Consider the following 21,693-nt stretch of genomic DNA (forward strand, 5'->3'; position numbering starts at 1 on the left):
GCCGTAGGGGAAAGCCTTCCCCCCTTGAAGGATAATGAAATGTTTATCGTGTTCAGAGGTCAGCCGTTAAGCGAACTCCGATTACCGTCAGCCTTGGCGAAGTGTGTTCCTGGGTGACCCGTCGTTGCTGCGCTTTCAAAACGAAATTCTACGGATGATCGCGAACGGTGAGCCGCTCTTCGACACGATGCGGCAACTTTGCTTGCGGGTCGAAAAGACATGGCCCGGTGTGCTCTGTTCGGTGTTCGCCATCGATCGAACGGGCATGATGCGGCCGTTAGCGGCACCGAGCTTCCCGGAGGCCTACAGCCAGGCGCATGACGGGGTTGCGATCGGCGCCGACACCGATGTACCCGGGAGAGCCGCGTCTTTACGCCAGCCAGTGCTCCTGGAGGATCTCGCGTCCGACCCTCGCGCCTCCCATAGTGCGGCGATCGTTCACGGGCTTGGTGTATCGGCGTGTTGGTCACTGCCTGTGCTTGGGGCGGCAGGCGACACGCTAGCGGTGATGAACCTCTATTTTCACGGTGCGCGTCAGGTCGCAGATGTCGAGCGAGAGGTGGCTGAAGCTTGCGTGGAACTCTGCGAGACGGCCTTCCGCAGACACGAGAGTACGCTCGATCGGGACCGTCGAGCGAATGTCGATGCACTGACGGGCTTGGCCAACAGGGCAGCCTATAACGGCGCGATGACTCAGCTTCGCTGCGACGATGTCGGGTCGTGGGCACTGTTCATCATCGACCTCGACAACCTCAAGATCGTCAACGACACGTTCGGCCATCTGGCGGGCGACGCTCTGATCCGTGCCGCGTCGGCGCGTATCGCTCGCGCGATGGCGCCGGACGTCACCTATCGGATAGGAGGCGACGAATTCGCGGTCATCCTCCAGCAGCCGGCAAATGTCGCCGACCTGAATGCTGCGGCCGAACGCGTCTTCGACGAGCTCGAGGTGGCGGCGGACTGCGACGGACACACCGTTGTACCTCGCGCGACCATCGGCGGCGCGACGTTGAGCAAGACCGAACGCACAGCGACGAGCGTCGGAGAAGCGGCCGACTTCGCGCTCTACCATGCGAAGGAGACGGGCCGTGGCGGCTTCGTTCGCTACTGGCCTGGCATCGGCTCACGGATTACGAGCCGGCGCGCCGCGATCCGGGATGTCTCGGAAGCCTCGGCCGAGGATCGTATCGAGGCGCACTACCAGCCGATCCTGAGGCTGGACACCGGCCTCATCGTGGGGCTCGAAGCCCTGTGCCGACTGCGATCGCGAAGCGGCGATCTTCTTCCTGCCGGCTCTTTCCACGAAGCAACGACTGACGCTCATGTCGCCTCCGAGTTGACGGCCCGCATGATGGCGATCGTCGCTGCCGACGTAGGTCATTGGCAAAACGCGGGACTGCTCGTCGAGCAGGTCAGCCTGAACGTGTCGACAGCGGATTTCTACACGGGCAGCCTCGCCAAGAAGGTCTCCGAGACCTTCTCCAAAGCCGGCATCGGGCTGAACAAGATCGTGTTGGAGATAAGCGAGGACGTCTATCTCGGGCGGAATGATCGCGTCGTAGCGCGGGAGATCGAGGTGTTGCGTGCGGCCGGGGTGCGCGTAGCCCTTGACGACTTCGGCACGGGCTACGCCTCGCTGACGCATCTGGTGAATGTGCCGGTCGATATCATCAAGATCGACAGGGCATTCGTCGCCCGGCTGTGGCCTGACGATCCGAGCACCATCATCGTGGAAGGGCTAATCGAGATCGCCCGCCGTCTCGGCGTGGCCGTGGTCGCGGTTGGCATTGAGACCGAGGTTCAGGCGAGTCAGCTTTGGGCGATGGGCTGTGCGCTTGGTCAGGGCTACGCATTCGCATACCCCGCCGATCACGATGCGACGAGCACTTTGCTCTACCGGCATGCAGCGTCCGGCGCCGGAACGTCTCCTCTCTATGCCAATCAAACATTGTCTCGTCCGAATGAGCGCGTTTCGAAGCGCCGTACTTCGGTGGCGTAAGAGGCGCGCCAGAAACACGTATTCCCGCAGAAGCGTAACTCCTGAAAAGAGGGTTGCGGCGAGCTCTCGCCGCCTTGGTCGATCGAAACGACACGTCTCTTGCAATACCGCCTCCGGCGTGCAATTTTGCACGATCAATGCAGGAGAGCGCGATGCCCGATGATCTTGCCCCACCCCTTCGCTACTTCAAGACCGGAGATCCCGTTCATGTCAGGGCTCAGCAGGTCTGGCTGATCCTGGTGTCTACGGTCATGTCGTCCACGCGCAATCCGCGTCGCCCGACCGTCATCACCTACGGCGATCTTGCCGAGGCCATGGGGATGGATCGCCGGGCCGGTATCACGCTCAATCGGCAACTTGGAGTGGTCGGCGACATTTGTGTGGCCAATGACCTGCCGGCACTGAACTGCATCGTCATCAATGATCGGCTCAACGCACCCGGAGATCATGTCGTCACGCGCCGCGGGCGGACGTGGCAGCAGGAACAAGCAGACGCCATGACGACTGACTGGTTTGCTGTAAGGGTGCCGACCACCGGGACCCTGCGTAAAATTCGCTCGGCGGCAGTGGCGGAATAGCGGATGAAGCTCTTCGCCACGAGAGTATGGGGTTTTGGCTTCGCGCGGCTGCCTCTTGCGACCTTCGGCGTCAAAGGCAATCTCGGGCGGCTGCTGACCCTAGCAAAGCGCGGCGACCGGCTGGTGTTCGTGGGAACACAGACGGAGCGGACCGCACCGGAGCATCAGGGCCGCATCCTGGGGATGGCTGAGATAGGATTCGAGCCCTTGCGCACGCTCGATCTCGTCGAGCGCGAGGCGCTTGATCCGAGGGACTTCGACGCTGCCGGCAACTTCAAGTTTCCGCATGCCGTCGCGACCACTCGCGTCTGGCAGTTCGAACCCGCGCCAGTCTTGACCCAGCTGTTGTCTCGACAACTGACGATGGTTGCAACCGCAGGCGTGGAGGAGATCGACGATCCAGCCGATGTCGCCGCTGCCCTCGCACTGAACGCCGTTGAGATCGATTTGCCCCCGCTGCCGGCCCTCGCACGGATGCGGCGCCTGAATGACGCGCTTAGGAACACCACCGGTCCGCGCCCCACCGATGCCAGCTATAACGTCGATCGCTCAGGCACGGACGGCGAGGCCTGGGCTTATGCATTGCAGTTTGGCAGCCGCAACGTTTGGAAGATCGGGTGGGCCGACGACATCGACGAACGCTGCGCCGCCGTAAATCAGCACATTCCCATTGAACTCGGCGGACTGGAGCAATGGACTGTGAAATTCCGACAGCGGATGAAGAACCGCGAAGCCGCCTACAAGATGGAGCAACGCGTCCTCACGTTGCTGGATGCGAAGCGCAAGGGCTTTGAGCGCGTGCATTGCGCCCAAGCCGATTTGCAATCGGTTTGGGCTCGCGCCTTTCTCGACATCGTCCAGGAGGACTGATGGATCTGTCCTACTGGATGCGGCAACGCACCGACATCATCCGGCTGTTCTATGACAAAGGCCGCGTGCCCTTCGAGCAGTTGAAGCGGGATATCGAGGAAGAGGTCCGGCCATGGGAGCCACCTTACTTCAATCCGGAAACCGACGACCCGGAGCCACCGTTCCTCGCCGAATGGATGCAGGCGGACCAAACTCGCGAACTGGTCGGGATGCTCGCGGTATCGCTGCTCGCCGATACGTTGAGCCTCTACTTCGCCGAGCTTGAGCGCGAGATCGGCATCGCCTTTGTTGACCCGAAAGAACGTGTAGCCTTGTTCAAACTAGGGAAGGTCGAGGCCTATCGCCAGATCATCGAGCATGTGATGGGCGAGACGTTCAGCATGTGCCCCGTCAGGTTCGACGTCATCGAACAGGTGATCCTGGCCCGTAACGACTTCGCCCATGGCCAGGATTTCGTCTCGTTCCAAACCACGCACAATGAACGAACGGTCGAGAAGCATCCGAACCCGTTCTTCACGAATCCCGCAGAGCCTGTCGACGAGGAGGACCTGGGGGGATGGCGACGCCTCACGATCGAAGTCAGTCGGGAAAAGCTGATGGCGGCCATCGACGAGGTGGAGAAGTTGGCTGACTGGGTGCATCGGAACGACGAAGCCGTATGGGAGTGGCGAGCTCGGACGGTGGCCGCGAAGGCCAGAGATTGACGACTCAGTGCCAAGTCTGCGCTCAACGAAAGTCTCTCGTCCTCACCTTGATCGTGTCCAGATGGAGGTCTGGGATGAAAATGTCGCGCGGCCGAACGGTCCGGGGCGGCAAGCCACGTGGATCGGGCGTCGGCGAGCCATGGTGAAACTCGTCGCCGCGACCATGCGGTAACGGGAAGGCGGTCTCTCGATCGCCGACGCTCGCCAGATCGGCGGAGAGGTCCGTGAGCCGCTGGGCGACGAGATGGACCACTTCACCCTCGCGCTGCACGCGACCGCGCACCGCGATCATACCCGCGGACAGGATCGTGCGACGGTTCTGCTCGAAGACCTTTGGCCAGATCACGAGGTTCGCAATGCCGCTTTCGTCTTCTAGCGTTATGAACATGACGCCCTTGGCAGACCCTGGCCGCTGTCGGACCAGCACGATGCCGGCCGCTTCGAGCCACCGGCCGTCACGCGCCTCCATAGCTTCGAGGCAGGTGACCATTCGGCGTCGCCGCAGGTCGTGCCTTAGGAAGGATACGGGGTGATCCCGTAGAGAGAGGCTGACGTGGCGGTAGTCTTCGACGACATCGCCACCGGCCGTCATGGGTCGGAGGACGATGGCCGGTTCGGCAATCTCGGGCACGATTTCCGTTTCGCGGGCCGAGGCCGCAGCAAAGAGCGGCAATGGCGCATCCCGAAGGGCTTTGATCGCCCAGAGCGCTTCCCGACGAGCAAGACCAAAGGGCGGCCGGAAACCGTCTGCCTCAGCGATGTGCGTCAACGCGCCCACGGGCACGCCAGCTCGGCGCCAGAGATCGTCCACCGACATGAAGGGATGTCCCGCCCGGGCAGCGACGATCGCCGCGCCATGGGCGTTCGCCAGACCCTTGACCATGCGCAGACCGAGCCGAACAGCAAATCGGCCGTCATCATCGATCGGCTCGAGCGTGCAGTCCCAACGGGACGCATTGGCGCACACCGGTCGCACCTCGATGCCATGATCTCGCGCATCACGCACGATCTGGGCCGGCGCGTAGAACCCCATGGGCTGGCTGTTCAGGAGCGCTGCGCAGAAAACGTCGGGGTGCCAGCACTTCAGCCAGGCCGACGCGTAGGCGATAAGCGCAAAAGAGGCTGCGTGGCTTTCCGGAAAGCCGTAAGAGCCGAAGCCTTCGAGTTGCTTGAAGGTCTGCTCGGCGAAGGCAGCGTCGTAGCCATTGGCCACCATGCCGGCGATCAGCTTGTCCCGGAAATGCGATACACCCCCGGTGAACTTGAAGGTCGCCATCGACTTGCGCAGCATGTCGGCTTCCCCGGGCGTGAACCCGGCGCATTCGATCGCGACGCGCATCGCCTGCTCCTGGAACAGGGGAACGCCGAGCGTCTTGCCCAGAACCTTCTCGAGCTCCGCCTTTGGATAGTGGACGGGCTCCAGCCCCTCGCGGCGCCGAAGATAAGGGTGAACCATGTCGCCTTGGATCGGCCCAGGCCGAACGATGGCGACCTGAACGACGAGGTCATAATAGGTCCGCGGTTTCAGGCGCGGCAGCATGGACATCTGCGCGCGGCTTTCGATCTGGAAGGTGCCGAGCGTATCGGCCCTCCGGATCATCGCATAGGTGCGTGGATCCTCCGCAGGGATGGTCGCCAGATCGAGGTTTACGCCCTTGTGCTCGGCGAGCAGATCGAGCCCCTTCTTAATGCAGGTCAACATGCCGAGCGCCAGGACGTCGACCTTCATGAACTTGAGAGCGTCGATATCGTCCTTGTCCCATTCGATGACCTGACGATCGACCATCGACGCGGGCTCGATCGGCACGAGATCGTCGAGGCGGTCATGGGTGAGCACGAAGCCGCCAGGGTGCTGGCTGAGGTGGCGCGGAGCGCCCATCAGTTGCCGGGCAAGATCGAGCGTCATCCGAAGGCGCCGGTCTGCGAGGTTGAGATTCAACTCCTCGACGTGGCGCTTCTCGACGCCTTCCTCTGACCACGCCCACACCTGCGACGACAGCGTGCCGATCAGGTCTTCGGGCAGTCCGAGCGCCTTGCCGACGTCCCGCAACGCACCCTTGGTGCGATACCGGATGACGGTCGAGCACAGCGCGGCATGCTCCCGGCCATAGGTCTCGAACACCCATTGCATGACGATTTCGCGCCGCTCATGTTCGAAATCGACGTCGATGTCGGGCGGCTCGCGCCGTTCCTCGGAGATGAAACGCTCGAACAGCAGGTCGTTGCGGCCAGGATCGATCGAAGTGATGCCAAGAACGTAACAGACGGCGGAGTTGGCGGCCGACCCACGACCCTGACACAGAATGTCCTTTGACCGCGCGAAGCGAACGATGGAGTTCACGGTCAGGAAATAAGGCGCGTAGTCCAGCTTCTCGATCAACCGCAACTCATGCTGGAGGGCGGCGGTCACGCTCTCGGGTACGCCCTCGGGATAGCGTTCAGTCGCGCCCTCCCAGGTGAGCTTCGCCAACGTCTGCTGGGGCGTGAGTGCGGGATCGTCGCGCTCTTCCGGATACTGGTAGGCAAGCTCGTCGAGGCTGAAGCGGCAGCGGTCCGCGATCTGCAGCGTCCGGGCAAGGGCCTCGGGATAGCGGCTGAACAGACGATGCATTTCGTCCGGCGGCTTGATGTAGCGATCGGCATGTCGCTCTCGCCGATCGCCAAGCGTATCGATCGTGACGTTGTGCCGGATGCATGTGACTACGTCCTGCAGGATCCGCCGGGCCGGCTCGTGGAAGAGGACGTCGTTCGTCACCACGGTGGGCACGCGCATCTGTGTGGCCATGTTCGAAAGCTCATGCAGTCGGAGCTGATCGTTTGGCCGGCGGCGCAAGGTGAGCGCGAGATAGGCTCTGTCGCCGAAAGCGTCCCGCAATCGCCGCAGCCGGAACTCGCACTCGTCATCCGCCAGGTCGGGTACGAGCGCGACGATCAGGCCGTCGCCGTAGGCGACAACATCAGGCCATTCGAGAATGCACTTGGCCTTGCCGCCTCGTTTCTTACCGAGGGATAGAAGCCGGCAAAGGCGCGAATAAGCGGATCGATCCGTTGGATAGACCAGCACGGATGTGCCATCGGCGAGGTCGAGCCGGCAACCGACAATCAGGCGAACGCCGGTCGTCTTGGCCGCTTCATGAGCACGGACGACGCCGGCGAGCGAATTCCGATCGACGATGGCGACGGCCTCGATCCCAGCCAAGGCCGCTTGCGCAAACAGTTCCTCGCAGGAGGACGCGCCGCGCAGGAAGCTGAAGTGTGAGGTGACCTGCAGTTCGACGTAGCGAGGTGAGCTCATCCGAAGACCCCGTGGATGAACCAGCGGTGCGACCCCGTCGCCGTGTCTTCGCCGTCACCGGCACGATAAAGCCAGTAGCGTTCGCCGGCGTCGTCCTCGACCCGAAAATAGTCTCGGACGGCGACCAATTCGGCGTCGCGTTTCCACCACTCTCCGAACACGCGCTCCGGTCCATCACCCCGGCGCAGTCGGCGACGCACGCCGCGCCAGGTGAATGAAACGGGCGGATGATCAGGCAAGAGCGCTACAGTCTCGACCTGCTCCGGATGGGCCAGCAGACGCGAGGGGCGCGGCCAATGGCCGGGCCATGCTGCGCCCGTATCGGCGGCCATCGCCGGAATGCGGCCAACGGAGCGTTCCGGAACGTCGCTCGCAACCGGCGCCAGCCGATAGAGCGCCTGCTCACCCACCCGGTTCATAAGCGTATCGATCAGGTCCGAGACGTCCGGCACACTCTCCTCGATCAACGAACTGACGGTCTGCCGACGCTCGATCGGCTCAGCGACGCTGGCCGCAAGCGTCATCACCTCGATCCCGAAGCCGGGCTCGATCGTCTCGATTTTGTCGCATAGGAGGCGCGTCAGGCGCTTTGCATCCCGGACCGGCGTCGCCATTCCAACCCGGACCGCCTGTGAGCGACTGTCGACACGGTGGCAGATGAGGTCGAGGCGTCGTGCGCCGAGACCAGCTGCCTCGAGGCGGTCGCATAGCTGATCGACGAGCTTGGCGATGTAGCGGGCGATGGTCTCCGCCGCGCCGATCGGTTCCGCGAACGACCGGCGCACTTCGATCAGGTCGGCGGGTCGAACCGGATCGATCGGCTCTGACAGGTCGCCAAGCGCTTGATCGATACGACGGCCGATCGATGGACCGAAGCGCAGGGTGAGCGGCGCGCGCGGCTGCGCGAGGATATCGCCGATGGTTTCGAAGCCGAGCGTCCGCAGCGCCGCGACGATCGAAGCGTCGATACGCAGCGCGGCCAGCGGAAGCGGTTCCAACAGCGATGCATCATGACGTTCAGGAGCGATCATCGTCGGGCGGGCTGCAAACCGGGCCAAGGCGTGGGCCGCGCCCCAACTGTCGGCGATCGCGCCGCGAGCGGCGATGCCGGACATGGCCAGCCTTCCGATCAGGCCCTCCAGCATGGCGGTTTCGCCGCCGTGAAGGTGATCGGCTCCGGTCGAGTCGATGATGATCCCGTCTGGAGAATCAGGGGCCACGACAGGCGCGTAGCGCAGGAGCCAGGTGGCTAGCCGGTCAAGTGCCTCCACATCGGCTGCCGGCTCGGCATCTTGCACGATGAGGTCTGGCACCAGAACCTGAGCCTTGGTCACAGGCATGCCGGGGCGAAGGCTGGCGGCCACTGCAGCGGCATTCGCCGCCAGCACCACCCGCCTGTTTCCTTCCCGGCCAATCAGGACGAGCGGCGCCTCAGCCGGAGGCGCCGCGTCGCCAGCCTTCCGCCGGAGCCGGTCGGTGGACCAACTCGGCAGGAAGAGCGAGACGACCCGTGTCATCGCACGCCTCCAACTCGAAATCTGCACTCTCGCCCGCGCGTGCGCGGATCAGTTCGACCAGCCAGCGGGCACGCCCTACGCCCGGAACAGGTAGGGGTGTCGATGGCACCATAGACACGCGCCAGCGTGTCATCGCGGCGGTGGGTTGGCCGAAATCAGTGGCCTCGGTCTGTCGTCGCCAACGCCGCAGCGCGATCCCGATCGATCCGCTTCCCTCGGCCGCCAACTGCAGGCGGCGCGAGGCTGTCATGGAAAGCCGCGCCACCTCACCGAGAACCGCCCCGAGGCCACCATGGCGCAGCCCTTCCTCCATGCAGGCCAGCACGGTCTTGTCATCACCGGCTTCGAGATAGATTACGCGATCGGACGCAAGACCTGCCTGAGCGATCGCCGGCGCGAACAGGTCCGGACGGGTGATACACCAGAGGATCTTGCCCTTGGTTCGAGCCGCGACGCCCGCGCTGAACAAGGCTGCTGCGGCGCCATCGACCGCGCCATTCCCACCGCCGGCGATCTCATGCAGCGCGCCGAGCGCCAACCCGCCACCCGGGAGTCGTGAGTCGACGTCGGCAATCCCAAACGGGAGAACCGATTTGGCACGCCGGCTTCTGCCTTCGATCTTCTCGATCTGCGCGCGCAAAGACTCTATGGCGGGCTCGGGCCGCACGCTCCCAGTTTACCTCCGGATAGGGGTTCGTCATCATGTTCCCTATTTGTTCTAGATTTCAGCTGCGAGAGTCAAGGTCGATTCTGCGCCGTCAAAGGACCAGCGGCGCACGCGCCTCAAGCTGTTGATAGCGGCCGTTCAGCCTTGTTTGGGCAAGGCGCCGTTAGCGTCGGCACGCGGCGTCATGGTGATGTTGCGCGGGTCGATGATGAGCTTTAGGTCGGCGGCGGCAGCCTGATCGAGCCCATATTCCTCGAGGTCGTCGACGACCGGGCGAACATCGAAAGCTTCAAACCGCGTTGAGCGATACCGCCATTCGACGTCGTCGGTCTCCTCGAAGAAGACCTTGGCGCTGAAGCTGATGCTCGTACCGGCGAATGACATGCTGTTGAAGTAGAGGCCTGCGGGTGGGGGCCCACTCTCCTCGACGTCGAGGCTTTGGAACTCGAATCGCGCGTCCGGGCGAGGATTGAGCAGGATGTCCACAACCATACGTGCGTCATTGGCCGCCCAGAACGCATCGAATTTGAAGCGCTCGGTCAAGCGCAGGCCGGCGTTGGTTAGCAAGCGCAGCCAACCATCCACGAAGGTCGAGATGAGTGGCACCTCGTCGAGATATGGGCCTGTGAGCGGTTCATTGACTGGGAAGGTAATCGGGGGGATCCGGCTGTTCCCAGAAATGGTTAGCGTCGATCGCTCGGATGCCATGAGCGTCAGGCCGCGCAGTAGTTCCGCCCACTCTTCGAGCGTGTATTCCAAATCGTCGATGGAGCCGACGCTTTCGAACCTGAGCGCGGGAGGGGTGAGCCGAATGATGAAGTCCCGGCTGCGGACGAGCAGTTCGGGTCCATGCGGTTCGAGGATCGGCGGACCGATGAACATCTCGCCATCGAACCGCGCCGCCTGCGCGAACCCGGGGCCTCGGATCGCGATCTCGCATGATCCGAGCGACGGCGGCGTCAGTCGAAGTTCCTCGATGTCGTCAAATAGCGTGCCTTGATACGGAAGGCGGATGCCGAAGCGGCTATCGTAGACACGCAAGCGGTGCGGTTTTAGGGGCGCAAGACCGAGCAGCAGGTTGGCGAAATGCTCCGGCCCCTCGATCTGGAGTAGCGCCTCGGCTTCGAACTGGCCGTTCTCATAGCCGAGTTCATCGAGCTGACGCTGCTTCTTCGCGGTATAGGCGCCTGGATCTTGTCCGCAGGCGGCCGACAAGGCCGACGAGAGGCCGGCGGCGGTCGGCTCGAAACGCTGTCCGACTTTCTCATAGTCATAGCTGATGTCGACATGATTGATGTCGTGCGCTTTTCGAGCCTCCGCCAATCGCAATCGCTTGAGCACCCGGGCGAGTTCGTTGCCGATGAGATGGACGAGGTAAGCCGACTGGATTTCACCATCGGCCCGCATTCGGAAGACGATGACCAGCGCCGGCCGAGGATCCTTGGCGAGGCGATCAATGGCGGACAGGCTGAGTCGGATGCGGTTTCCGGTGCGGCCGAGCGTCGACTTCAGTTGGACCCGGGCGGCATTGGTCTGGCGCCGATCGAGCGGTAGCGACGATTGTCCGCCTGATCCCATTGGGAACTCCACGATGAAGTCCCAGCCCATAATGTCGACGGTACTCTTGTTGCAGAAGAGCCCGGCGCGTTCGCAGAGCAGCTCAAAATGGCGCTCGCCGATGCGGCCGATCCGATCGGATTCCAGCTCGGGGTCATCGTCTTGTCCGCCGTCGGCGCCCTTCGTGGTCATGTGCGCGCCGGCATATGGGCGGCATCGAGCCGGCGGTGGATGAGCGACACGATTGTGAGCAGGTCTTCGGCATCTTCTTTGGACATAGCCCAATGGATGCGCGCCTCATGTGCAGTGGGGTTGCGGAACATGCCGAAGGTGCCACGGACCAGATTTGCGAACCCGCTTTGCTCACTCCGCTCGCTTGCGGTGGATAGCGGGTTGATCGCAAGCATCGGCGGACTCCCGGCAAGTGTCCGATCGACGAGCGTAGCGCCGTCATCGGAGAGCCCTGTCCGCGATCGCATCTTATCAGCGACGCTTTTGACCGCTTCTTGCACCGCATGAAAGTAATTGTCGGCGAGAAGCTCGGCGCGGCAGAATTTCAGGACGTCCGGGTGCACACCGCGACCTTCAAGGTCTGCTCGCAAGTCGCGCGCGCGCCGCTGAGCCTCAGGTAGGGTCTGGGCGACATCCGCCGATTTCAGCTCGCCGGACTCATCGACCACAAGTCCTGCGAATGCCAACGCTAGGTTTAGGCGAGCCCGCATAGGCTCATAGCGGTGCGGCTCGCGGCTGTAACGCGCCGGCTTCATGGCGAGCCGGATGAACTCAAGGATATTGGTGCGGTTGCGTTTGGTATTCTGGCATCCTGCGAAGGCGTTATAGATACGGACGCGCTTCGTCATAGGTCCCGGATCGGCAATCTTGCACGACCCAAGCAGGTGCTCGATCTCCGGCCCGGTCAGGCCTTCTGCAGTGTCGCCAAGCGCGCCGGCGATCGCTTCCAACTGATCTTGTGAAAAGAACGCCATATCGGGCTCACTGACCATAGGCGAGTCGCCGCAGGAAGGTCCTGGCGGTGACAAGAACGACATGCAGGCGGAAGGTGCTGTGGTCTTCATCCGAGAGGCCCGGATGCGAACCCTCCGTGTGGAGCATTTTGAAGAGGCCGTTGACGTAGTTCTTGCCGTCTTGGGTCCACTCGTTGCGATCCGTGGCAAGGAAGCCAATCTCAGCGAGCAAAGCGCGCCGGTTTTCTGAGCTGGGCCGTTGACCCGCTTCCTGTGGTCGCACGTTGCGCGCGATGTCGTCGAACAGACTTTCCAGGAAGGTCCGGAGCTGGCTGTTGCAAGCCGCCCAATCGCCGCGGGTATGCGCTTCGATCGCCTGTTCGAGATGACCGAGAGGAGTTGTGAAGCCGAATGACTTGAGAAGCTGATGCACCTCGTCGTCCGTTTGGGGGAGGTGGATGTCGCCGGGCAGCGCCGCGCGGATGGACGCGTTCGGCCCGTAGTCGTCCCACGTCAAAACATATCCATCACGCGCAAGGCCACGTGCGAAGGCCGTTTGCAGAGCGTGCGTAGCGTGTTGTTGCGCTAGCTGCGCGGCTTGCCGGATTACCGCCTCGCCAAGGGTCATGCTACCTTCGAGCGTGTCGAGCACGGCCTCGGCTCGTTGCACAACGATCCGGCCTAGCAAGGCGCACTTGTTGGCGACGCTGAGGGAGGTGCTGGTGGAAATCTCGTCCTCCAGGCCGAGGCGGAGGACCATCTGGTTGAACCGTGCCTGGCTGTGTTGCTCCAGCAACTCAACGGCGGCGATCAGCGTGGGTCGGGTGAACGGCACAGATCTCATGCTGGGGACGCGCTATGGGCACGATCGTGCTTCATGTCGCCCCTCGCTCAATAACGGAACCCAAGGAGGCTTCCGGTCGGATCAGTATCGGTGAGCCGGAGGCGGACGAGGCTCTCGTAGTCAAAGCCTGACGTAAAGTCGCCCACAGGAACCATGTCGGTGTTGAGTGTGCAGATGTACTGGAAGCCGTGTTTTGCAGCCATCGCGGCGGCAAGTTCCAAAGCATGGGCGCGCTGCCGCGGGTCAACACCGTCGAAAATTGTGCTGTCGTGGATCAGGAAGTCGATCCCGAGACCACGCTGGCGCGCGAACGAGATCAGCATGAGATCGTAGCAGAAGATTTTCATCTTGCTAATGCCCTCGCTTGGGCTGCCCGCGATCTCGACGTCGAATTTGTAGCCCGTGTCGTCGATATCGATGACCAGGCGGCCGGGCGACTTGTAGAGGCTCTCCGAGAATTCCGAGAAGAGGCTGAGCGCCCGGGACCACAGCGCACGCCGCTCTTCATAGTCGAGGGTTGTCGCGCGTTTCAGCTCGACGGTCTCGACCTTGATCGTGTCCGCCTTGGTGGTCATCTGACGAAGCTGAGTGATCCTGTTGGTCAATTCGTCGACCTTCAGCCGGGTGGCTGCATGCAACTCCTGTAACTGCGTCAGTTCCTCCAGCGCGCCTTGTCCCGCAAGCGCGCTGAGGTAGTTGGCACGGCGATCCGTCAGGTTCGCGATATCGGTCTCACGCTCGCTGACGGCAGCTTCCAGCGCGGCAATCTCGCCGGCGATGAACTCACGGCGATTGGCGATGATCTGGGCGTTGAATGCCCGCGCATCCGCCAGCGTCTTCTTGACGGCGCCAGGTAGGGCGATGCCCGCTTCGCCGTAAAGGGCTTCCAGACGGTCCTCGGTCGGAGCGTCTTCGCTCACCAACGAGTCACGGTAGCGATCGAGCCGGCGCTTATCCACGATATTGGCGTTGACCAGGCTATGGATTTCGCTGGTCAGAAGGTTCGCCTGAGTCTCGATTTCACGGTACTGCGGAAGAACGCGAAAATTCGACAGCGCCTCGCGTTCACGCTCAAGCTGGGTTGAAAGGCGCAGGCGCTCGGCTTCGAGCTCACCGAGCGAGGCCAGTTCGCCGTCGACGGCTCCGGTCTTGATCGCCTGTTTGAGCGCATCGAGCGCGTTCTTTTGATCTTTGAGCTGCTGCCAAGTCGCGGCCTTCTCCCAATTCAGGCCGAGAAGGAAAGCATTGTGGACCTGAATGTCCCAAGTCTTCTGATTGTCGAAATGCTTGAAGGGGATGTTGTAGGCGGCTGTCTGGTTGCGCACGAAGTAGGAAAGCAGCGACCGCGCCGAGGGCTTGTATCCGGATTCCGCCGACAGATCGCTAATACCGAATAGCGCCCAGGCAAGAACGGCTCGCCATTTCTTAGCGTCGAGACCCGGAACGCCTTCCTTGTTCGGCGTTGGCCGGACAGGCCAGTCGTCGGTGGCTCCTTCGATGGCGAAGAATCCGGGTGTATCGGTCGCTCGCGTCACAGCGACATCGCGGCCGGACAGGGAGAGTTCCAGCGTGAACGCCCAACCCTGCAAAGCCTCGATGCGAAGCCCTTTTCCGGGTGAGGTATTGCTGGCGAGGCAGAAATCGATGATCTCGATGAGCGTCGATTTGCCGAGAGCGTTCGTCGTGTCCTTATCACCGGCCGAGGTGGATCGGTCGGCCAGGATAAGATTGACACCCGGCTGAAGGAACGCGGTGTGAAAGCCTTTCTGGTTGGCGCGAACGGCTCTGATCATGAGGCGGTCCTGACGATAAGGCCGTCCCGGATCTCGATCGCACCGATCAGATAGAGGAGGTTCGATGCCAGCACGAACCGCTCGAAGTTCCCGACGTTCGGTTCCGTGCGCAGACGCTCCCACAGGCCCGAAACGGTCATGGGCATGCTGAGATGCGCGAGCAGCGTGGCGCCGACGCCGATCAGCGCCTCGTTCTGCGGGATATGTTTGGTCGGAAGAATCATTTCTCAAACACGTCGCAGATTTCGAAGAGATAGATGAGAACAGCGATGCCTGCGGTCTTATCGGCTTGTCGACGCAGACCGCGCTGGGCAAAGGCGCACATCAACTCGAAAAGCTCGTCGCCCTTATGGCCCTCTTTCCGGCGAGCATAATATTCTTCAAGGAAGCCGGCCTTCAGCCGCTCAGGAAAGTCAGGATCGAGTTGAGCTTCCGCTTCAACATACTCGGCAACGGTGGCGCGCGAGGTCAGTCCCGCGGCGATGATGTGACGAGATCCATTCGAGAGCGCGTTCTTTTTGATCTTCTCCTCCGGAGCGAGGAGATCGAAAGAGCCATTTGGGGCCGGCGCTTGGCTCGCAACCCAAGAGACGGCGTTCTGCAATTCGGGGAAGGCGACGTCAGCAAAGGCCTCTTCCATGGCTTGCCGGACCTGCTTTTCGTGGCTCTCCTTCAGTTGCAGAAGGGTCGCGGTCGGCCAATCGGCCTCGACCTTGTCGATGATCGTGTGGTGATCGGTGCATAGATAGATGAGGTTCCGGACGTTATCGCGCTCGTCATCGGTCATCGACGCGTCATAACGGGCAGCGGTCGGCTTCTCACCACGGATGTGCGCGGCCTCGCCGACATAGGTATCGTCTCCCACCTGGGCGTCGTAGGTGAGGTGCTTGCCGCAATTCGGAAATGCGCACACTCCGCCGCTCCGAAAGGCCAGAATAATTCTGGTCGGGTAACTAGCGCTCATAGCCTACGCCTGTCCGCGCGCGAACGTTGCCATGGTCTCGGTCAAAGGATCGAAGGGCGTTGATGAGCATTCCCCCGGGGCGAGTGCCTACTTAGCTGTTAATGACGTCTTGGAGTGCAGCAATTTTTTCTAGTATATCGTCAAATGACGGCGGTGTTTGGTCAAACATCATCGGCGCCATCGCCCGATAATCTGCTTTCAGGTCTTTCACGCGCGCGTCGGTCGGCGTCAGCCGGAGTGTGCCTGGCCGAGCCTTATCGTAGCTGGCCCAGTTCGAACGAAAGAAGGTGGTTTTGTGATGCGCGACCTGCGCCAGTAGATTGAAGTCGGCAACGGCGGCTTGGCCCTCATCCGTGTCGAGGAGCATGGCGAGGTCGTAGTAGTGCCGAGAGAAATACTGCGGCGTCGGTGACGCGGCGGGGCGATGCGCTTCCGCATGGAGAGCGGTTGCCTTTTCCCAGAAAGTCCGCCGCGCTGACAGCACCGTTACGCTGGTGTCGGCATCGGTGAAGAAGTCCGGATAGTCGTCGGCCGCGTAGGGGCGTATGACTTTTTCCTCGGTCGGCCAGGGATCGCCGCGCGCGCCGAGCTCGAATTTTACGCGCGGCGTGATGTAGGCCATGCCTTCGTATTCGGCGGCAGGGAGCGCGGTCGGATAGTGGAAGTTGACGGTCTGCGCGTCACCGGCGTCTATCTCTAGCGACCACTCGCTTTCGGTCGGCTCGCCGAGTTGGCCGACGATCGCGGCGCGAAGCGCTGGGAGAAGTTTCTCGGCGATGTGCTGCTCGACATCGCTGACCAGGTCGTCGATCAGCCGAGCCGCCTGCTTCTTGCTGATCCCCTCCTTATCGGGGTCGCGCTCGCCGGTGTATCCGAGTTCGGCACGGTCGAACGACAAGTCGATGTCCTCGGAGAACCGGCGAATACCGTTGAATGCCTTTGAGAGCGACGTGCCGCCCTTAAAAACGAGGGTTGCAGTGGTGCCCTTCGGTAGACCGAACAGGCGCTTCAGGCTCCAACATACCCAGAAGTCCTTTTCGATGATCGTATTGGCGACGCCCCGCCGGGCGCCGGTCTCCCCGAAGAGAGCTGCGCGATCGTCGGTGGGAAGGCGAGCGACATCATCCATCGATATCGGCCACCGCTGCGTGGGCAATCGAGACGAGCGTGGGCCGCATCCAGGCGGGCGCTTGAAGGGCGGTTGAGGCCAACGTCTTCTTGTCGTTGGCCGAAAGCCGGTGCGCCGCGACCTGCGCGACGTCAGCCGCCCGAACGGGGCCGACATGACGAAGCGCCTGAACCACCGTCCCGGCGGGGCTGCCCGGTGCGATCAGATGCTTGGGCGAGGCGTGGCGAAGGTCGACGATGCGCTTTCCCAGCACGACGCGCCGCGACGGGCCGTCGGTCAGATAAGTGCTTTGTGCCGGAACCTGGGTCGAAAGGCCGAGCGCGTTCGCTGCGCGCGCTCCGGCGATCTGCACCTGCGAGCCGGTCTCCCGCGCAAGAGCGTGGGCGACATCGTCCGGCGCGGGTGACAACGCCCCAAGTTTCGGGTGCAGCTTGGGAAAGTCGTAGAGCCCACGTGCAAGCCGCCGGAGCTGTCCGCCCTTCACCAATCGAGAAAGTGCCTGATCGACAGAGGAGCGGGCGGCAACTGTGAGGAAGTCGCTAGGCGTGAAAACGCTGCCACGTCCGCTAGCGCGGACGCGTTTCATGACCCGGTCGGGGACTGAGGCGTTTACCGTTTTCATGTGTCAGAAAATAAGGCAGGTTTTTCTGACATGCAAGGGGCGGCATTCCCCGTTCTAGAGTACGACTGCCACTTGCTACGCATTATGCCGCGGCGCGTTGCTCGTCATTTGCCGCGCCGGCGGCGTCCGGTGCAGCAGCCTGTTGCAAGAAGCGAGCGAGTGCTGCGCGGCGAGAATCCCGATCCACGGCATAGGCCGTCTGCTTGAATTCAATGCCGTCCAGGAGGCCCTGGATGTAGCCGGAGATGGTATCGGCGGCCATGATCAGTGCCGTGTCGAGCGTGTGAATGTAGTTGCTGGTGACGGAGCCCTTCGAATGACCAACCAAAGCAGCGATGGTGACCTCCGTGAAACCAAGATCATTTGCGATGCTGGCGAAGCTATGTCGCAGGACATGAGGCGTGATGTCGGCGAGCGGCGTATCGTCGAATATCTGCTCCCAATGGTTCGGCAAGCTTCCGAAAGCGTTATCACCTCCTTGTCCCGGGAAGACGTAGGTGCCTGCTCTCACTTTCCGGCGCTTCTCAAGATATTCCACGGCGGGCAGGCCGATTGGGCGGATCGACCTTCCCTCTTTGCTGTCCGTCAGTCGCAAGCAGCTTGAATCGGTATCAGCTTCTGCCCAAGTCAGAGTGACCATTTCGGTTCGGCGGCAGCCGGTCAGCGCAAGCTGGCGGATCAATTCGACCGAAACCTCATATTTCTCGTTTTCGGCCGCTTTAGCGAGCAACTGGCCAAGCACGCGATATTCGGCCTCGCTGAGCCTCCGAGCGCGGACGCTGTCCTTCGGTCGCCGCACACCGTGGGCAGGGTTCACTTCGATAATGCCAGCATCCACGGCGTAGGTGAGAATTCCGCCGAACAGGCCGATCGTACGGGTAGCCGTCCCTGCTCCGCCCTTGACGATCGATTTTCCTCGCAGCTTCTTCGTCTTGGCAACGAGGCGCGTCTTGCCCGCCATGATGTCCTTCATGGCCTTGTTGACTTCGGCCTTGGTCAGATCCTTCACCCGTCGGGAACCGAGCAAGGGGACGATGTGCCGGTGGATTCGGCCAATGTCCGAGGCGATCGTGCCTGGCTTCTTGGGGCGCCCGCCTTTTCCGAGAATGAGGCCGGCGTTCAGGTCGGCGAGGTAGAGGTCGCACAGCTCTTTGACCGTGATCGCCCTATTGTCGAGCTGCTTCTCTTCTGCAGGGTCTTCGCCTTTAGCGATACGTCCCAGTTGCACCTTCGCTTCCTGGCGGGCCCGCTCGGGAGTCCAGACGCCGTGCAGGCCAATCGTAAAGCGTCTCGATCGCTTACCGAGCCGATACTGAATGACGTAGCTGCGCTTGCCGGAGGCGAACACTCTGAGGCCGAAACCGGGCAGCTCGTCGTCCCAAATGACGTAATCTTTTTCGCGACTGTCTGCGGCGTCGACGACCCGTTTAGTGAGCTTAGGCATGGGCTTCCTCCGACCCTACCGTTTCCTCTCGCGTAAGCACCACGTAAGCACGCGGGCGAAAACTGTGGCGGGGAGAAGAGTAGCTTCGGCGGAGAAGGAATTCAAATTGTTTAGCGTTTACAGAGAGATAGGCGGGCATTGGCGGCTCCTTGCGCTTTTTGGCGGAGCTAGCCATATTCCCTCCGAAGGCAGAGGTCACAGGTTCGAATCCTGTCGGGTGCACCACTTCCGTACAGATCTGCGAACATCGAAGCGCCAGCGGCTTTGCTTTCTGCACGGCTCGCCGTCCCGAACATCACCTGCTCGAGTATCGCCGCCTCGCCGACGATGCGGATCGTCGCGTCGTTCGCCTCGACCTGCTCAGAGAGGGCGCGCGGGTACGCCTCGGAGAGCAAGACGTCACCGGTGGGGTGTTCTCGCGCATGGCCCGGCCGATCGGATCGGGGTTCCGTGACGGGATTCATCGCTGATCCTGAGGTACCTGGGCCGGATAGACGATTCTTCCGTCTCCCGTCTTCTCCGCTCCCGGCGTGGGGGTGGCGGGGTCGATGCGGCCGGGGGCCATCAGGTGATCGACAGAGTGTCCGTTGAGCAGGAGATAGTCCGTGATGATCCGGCGGTGGCAGCGCCACCAGACCGCCTCCGAGCACATCATGGCGATCCGCTGATCACGACCACGGCTCACAAGGTCCTCGAACGCAGACGCGAATGCTTCGCCGAGGGCGTAGTCCGCGTAATTGTGGAAGCTCTGGAGGCGCCACATGGCATTGCAGCATTTATCGACGCCGGATTGTTTGCGACGTCGACCGCCAAGGTCGGGCGCGTGCAGATAGCCGATCTGAACCCGTCCGAGCTCATCCGCGAAGTTGTCGATATTGTAGACCGGATTGCTGCGGGAGCGTGGGAAGGAGCGAACGTCCACGAGGAGGCCGATCCGGGCCTCCCGCAGCATCCGGATGGTCTCCTCGAGCTTGCGGTTCGAATGACCGATGGTCGTGAACTGCGCGACCATCAATCCACCTTCGTCAGCGCACTCTCCCTATGCGCCGCGATGTGGTCGGTCTTGTCGCTCTCGATCTCGTATTGGGCGTCATCTTTCGACGCACGGCGACGGTGGCCCTTGTAGTCGAAATCGGCATGGTGAACCCTGAGGATCCTCCCGGTCACATGACCGGCTTCGGAATTCCAGCTGACATGGTCGCCTTCGGAAAACTTCGCCATCTCGTCCTCCTTCTGCAGCGAAATTCCTCCTGTTCCGCATTGTTCCGATCGGCTGGCGAACCGCGCGGGGATCCCGGATCCGGCGCGATGGTCCGCGCAGAGCGGCGGCGGTGGCGATCAACATTGCGGTGCCAGTCGTCTCGACGCGGCTGGCCTCGTCGCTGTCGCAGACTCATATAACCTCCGACGCAACGCGGAGATGACCATGGCAGAACACGAAGTCGAGCAGACGCGGAACGACACGCTGATCGCCGAGAACGGCGAGCGCGCGATCTACAGATTCGAGATCAGGAAGCCCGACGGCATCTGGACGCCCATGTTTTGGGGGCAGGATACCATTCATGACGTTCAGGCCGGCGAAGTGGCTGCCCCGGCGCATCCGACCTTCCCGACCGAAGAGCAGGCGCGGGAGTGGCTCTGACGGCTCGCACGGACTGACGCGGCAGTCGTCCGCAGCATTTGCCTCATTTCGAGTGGGGCGGCCCGGCAGTTCCGCGTTCGCAGGCTGGGTCTGATCGGCGTGTCACTCACGGAGGCGGATCAGCCCGCCTCGCTTTCTCTCCATGCGAGCAGATGCGGTTGGGCGACGGCCTGAATCATCTCAGCACCGCGACCTGACGCAGGCGGTCGGCGGCGAAGTCGACGAAGGCGCGGACCTTTGCGGCGGCCCGGCGGCCCTCGACGTGGACGAGATGGATCGGCAGCGGTTCGGGCTCGTGATCGGCGAGCACCGTCTGCAGGGTTCCGCCCTCCAGATCGGGCCCGATCTGGTAGGACAGCACCCGGCACAGGCCCCAGCCGCTGCGCACGATGGCGATCGAGGCGGCCACGCTGCTGACCGTCAGGCGCGGCTCCACCCTGACGATCCGGGTTCCGTTCGGGCCGAACCGCCACGCCCGGGCCGGACCATCGGGCATGGTCGCGACGAGGCGGTGGCGCGCCAGATCGGCCGGGTCCTGCGGAATTCCGTGCTCGGCAAAATAGGCCGGCGCCCCGCAGACCACCCGGCGGACCTGGCCGATCCGCACCGCGGCGAGATCGGAGGACGCCAGGGGACCGATCCGCAGGGCGACATCGATCCCTTCCTCGACCAGATTCACGACCCGGTCGAGCATCAGCACCTCGGCGCTCATCCCCGGAAAGGCGTCCAGGAACCCGGTCAGCAACGGCGCGATGTAGATCCGCCCGAACTCCTGCGGACAGGTGATGCGAAGTTGCCCGACCGGCTTGCCGGCTGCGCCGGACGCAGCCTCGTCGGCGGCCTGCAGATGGGCGAGGATTTCCCGCACCTCCCCCAGATATCGCCGCCCCACATCCGTCAGCCGAACCTTGCGCGTCGTGCGGGTGAACAGCCGGGCGCCGAGCCTCGTCTCTAGGGCGTTGACGCCCCGCGTGGCCGACGGGCTGCTCAGGCCCAGGGTCCGGGCACCACCGGCAAAGCTCTCCGCCTCGGCGACGGCAACGAACATCCGGAGAGACTGCAGCCGATCCACCCCGGGCTCCATTGCTTCGAGAACTGCAACA

At 62.6% G+C, this 21,693-nt stretch carries 21 protein-coding genes; 5 read left to right on the forward strand and 16 right to left on the reverse strand.

The features are described from left to right. Positions 1-154 precede the first annotated feature (154 nt). From H536_RS0112850 to H536_RS0112865, 4 genes are all read left to right on the forward strand, one after another. Positions 155-1,999 (forward strand): putative bifunctional diguanylate cyclase/phosphodiesterase, encoded by a 1,845-nt coding sequence (locus H536_RS0112850; protein ID WP_081651914.1) that lies wholly within the window; start codon positions 155-157, stop codon positions 1,997-1,999. Between the two features lie 152 nt (positions 2,000-2,151). Then, positions 2,152-2,577 carry a hypothetical protein gene (locus tag H536_RS0112855; protein WP_024350856.1) on the forward strand — a complete coding sequence of 142 codons (426 nt, stop codon included), beginning with the start codon at positions 2,152-2,154 and terminating at the stop codon, positions 2,575-2,577. Positions 2,578-2,580: 3 nt separating this feature from the next. Further along, positions 2,581-3,447, forward strand: a complete 867-nt coding sequence (locus tag H536_RS0112860; protein ID WP_024350857.1) for a GIY-YIG nuclease family protein — start codon at positions 2,581-2,583, stop codon at positions 3,445-3,447. After that, positions 3,447-4,151, forward strand: a complete 705-nt coding sequence (locus H536_RS0112865; protein WP_024350858.1) for a hypothetical protein — start codon at positions 3,447-3,449, stop codon at positions 4,149-4,151. Before H536_RS0112860 ends, H536_RS0112865 begins: the two co-directional genes overlap by 1 nt. Positions 4,152-4,173: 22 nt before the next feature. Here H536_RS0112865 and H536_RS0112870 read toward each other — a convergent pair whose 3' ends face one another. The 15 genes from H536_RS0112870 to H536_RS0112940 form a co-directional block, all read right to left on the reverse strand. Continuing rightward, positions 4,174-7,446, reverse strand: coding sequence for an error-prone DNA polymerase (locus H536_RS0112870; RefSeq protein WP_024350859.1), 3,273 nt, complete (start codon positions 7,444-7,446; stop codon positions 4,174-4,176). Then, positions 7,443-8,963 (reverse strand): Y-family DNA polymerase, encoded by a 1,521-nt coding sequence (locus tag H536_RS0112875; protein ID WP_024350860.1) that lies wholly within the window; start codon positions 8,961-8,963, stop codon positions 7,443-7,445. Before H536_RS0112875 ends, H536_RS0112870 begins: the two co-directional genes overlap by 4 nt. Then, positions 8,878-9,630 (reverse strand): ImuA family protein, encoded by a 753-nt coding sequence (locus H536_RS0112880; protein ID WP_024350861.1) that lies wholly within the window; start codon positions 9,628-9,630, stop codon positions 8,878-8,880. The genes H536_RS0112875 and H536_RS0112880 overlap by 86 nt, the downstream gene beginning before the upstream one ends. A 138-nt stretch (positions 9,631-9,768) precedes the next feature. Further along, positions 9,769-11,379 (reverse strand): hypothetical protein, encoded by a 1,611-nt coding sequence (locus H536_RS0112885; protein ID WP_024350862.1) that lies wholly within the window; start codon positions 11,377-11,379, stop codon positions 9,769-9,771. After that, positions 11,376-12,173, reverse strand: coding sequence for a TIGR02391 family protein (locus H536_RS0112890; protein WP_024350863.1), 798 nt, complete (start codon positions 12,171-12,173; stop codon positions 11,376-11,378). The genes H536_RS0112885 and H536_RS0112890 overlap by 4 nt, the downstream gene beginning before the upstream one ends. 7 nt (positions 12,174-12,180) lie before the next feature. Continuing rightward, complete coding sequence (locus H536_RS0112895) at positions 12,181-12,996, reverse strand: hypothetical protein (protein ID WP_024350864.1); 816 nt, start codon at positions 12,994-12,996, stop codon at positions 12,181-12,183. Positions 12,997-13,043: 47 nt separating this feature from the next. Beyond that, complete coding sequence (locus H536_RS0112900) at positions 13,044-14,789, reverse strand: DUF2326 domain-containing protein (protein ID WP_024350865.1); 1,746 nt, start codon at positions 14,787-14,789, stop codon at positions 13,044-13,046. Further along, positions 14,786-15,013 (reverse strand): ABC-three component system middle component 6, encoded by a 228-nt coding sequence (locus H536_RS0112905; protein WP_024350866.1) that lies wholly within the window; start codon positions 15,011-15,013, stop codon positions 14,786-14,788. Before H536_RS0112905 ends, H536_RS0112900 begins: the two co-directional genes overlap by 4 nt. Continuing rightward, on the reverse strand, positions 15,010-15,753 hold the full coding sequence (locus H536_RS0112910; protein ID WP_024350867.1) for an HNH endonuclease: 744 nt from the start codon (positions 15,751-15,753) through the stop codon (positions 15,010-15,012). The genes H536_RS0112905 and H536_RS0112910 overlap by 4 nt, the downstream gene beginning before the upstream one ends. A 91-nt stretch (positions 15,754-15,844) precedes the next feature. After that, positions 15,845-16,882, reverse strand: a complete 1,038-nt coding sequence (locus tag H536_RS0112915) for a nucleotidyl transferase AbiEii/AbiGii toxin family protein (protein ID WP_024350868.1) — start codon at positions 16,880-16,882, stop codon at positions 15,845-15,847. Beyond that, positions 16,875-17,468 carry a DUF6088 family protein gene (locus tag H536_RS0112920; protein ID WP_024350869.1) on the reverse strand — a complete coding sequence of 198 codons (594 nt, stop codon included), beginning with the start codon at positions 17,466-17,468 and terminating at the stop codon, positions 16,875-16,877. The genes H536_RS0112915 and H536_RS0112920 overlap by 8 nt, the downstream gene beginning before the upstream one ends. Positions 17,469-17,586: 118 nt before the next feature. Beyond that, positions 17,587-18,948: a tyrosine-type recombinase/integrase gene (locus H536_RS0112925; protein WP_024350870.1), complete on the reverse strand. Its 1,362-nt coding sequence runs from the start codon at positions 18,946-18,948 to the stop codon at positions 17,587-17,589. A gap of 167 nt (positions 18,949-19,115) precedes the next feature. Continuing rightward, positions 19,116-19,412: a hypothetical protein gene (locus H536_RS22600; protein WP_024350871.1), complete on the reverse strand. Its 297-nt coding sequence runs from the start codon at positions 19,410-19,412 to the stop codon at positions 19,116-19,118. Continuing rightward, on the reverse strand, positions 19,409-19,960 hold the full coding sequence (locus H536_RS0112935) for a DUF488 domain-containing protein (protein ID WP_024350872.1): 552 nt from the start codon (positions 19,958-19,960) through the stop codon (positions 19,409-19,411). Before H536_RS0112935 ends, H536_RS22600 begins: the two co-directional genes overlap by 4 nt. Then, positions 19,960-20,169: a hypervirulence associated TUDOR domain-containing protein gene (locus H536_RS0112940; protein ID WP_024350873.1), complete on the reverse strand. Its 210-nt coding sequence runs from the start codon at positions 20,167-20,169 to the stop codon at positions 19,960-19,962. The genes H536_RS0112935 and H536_RS0112940 overlap by 1 nt, the downstream gene beginning before the upstream one ends. Positions 20,170-20,368: 199 nt before the next feature. Here H536_RS0112940 and H536_RS0112945 point away from each other — a divergent pair, with 199 nt between their 5' ends. Then, a complete protein-coding gene (locus H536_RS0112945) occupies positions 20,369-20,590 on the forward strand; it encodes a hypothetical protein (protein WP_205620015.1) in 222 nt (73 codons plus the stop codon). A 175-nt stretch (positions 20,591-20,765) separates the two neighbouring features. On the opposite strand, the gene H536_RS0112950 is transcribed toward H536_RS0112945, so the two are convergent. Beyond that, positions 20,766-21,662, reverse strand: a complete 897-nt coding sequence (locus tag H536_RS0112950) for a LysR family transcriptional regulator (protein WP_024350875.1) — start codon at positions 21,660-21,662, stop codon at positions 20,766-20,768. Positions 21,663-21,693: the final 31 nt, after the last annotated feature.

It is taken from the genome of Aurantimonas coralicida DSM 14790 (genome assembly GCF_000421645.1).
Taxonomy (GTDB): Bacteria; Pseudomonadota; Alphaproteobacteria; order Rhizobiales; family Rhizobiaceae; genus Aurantimonas; species Aurantimonas coralicida.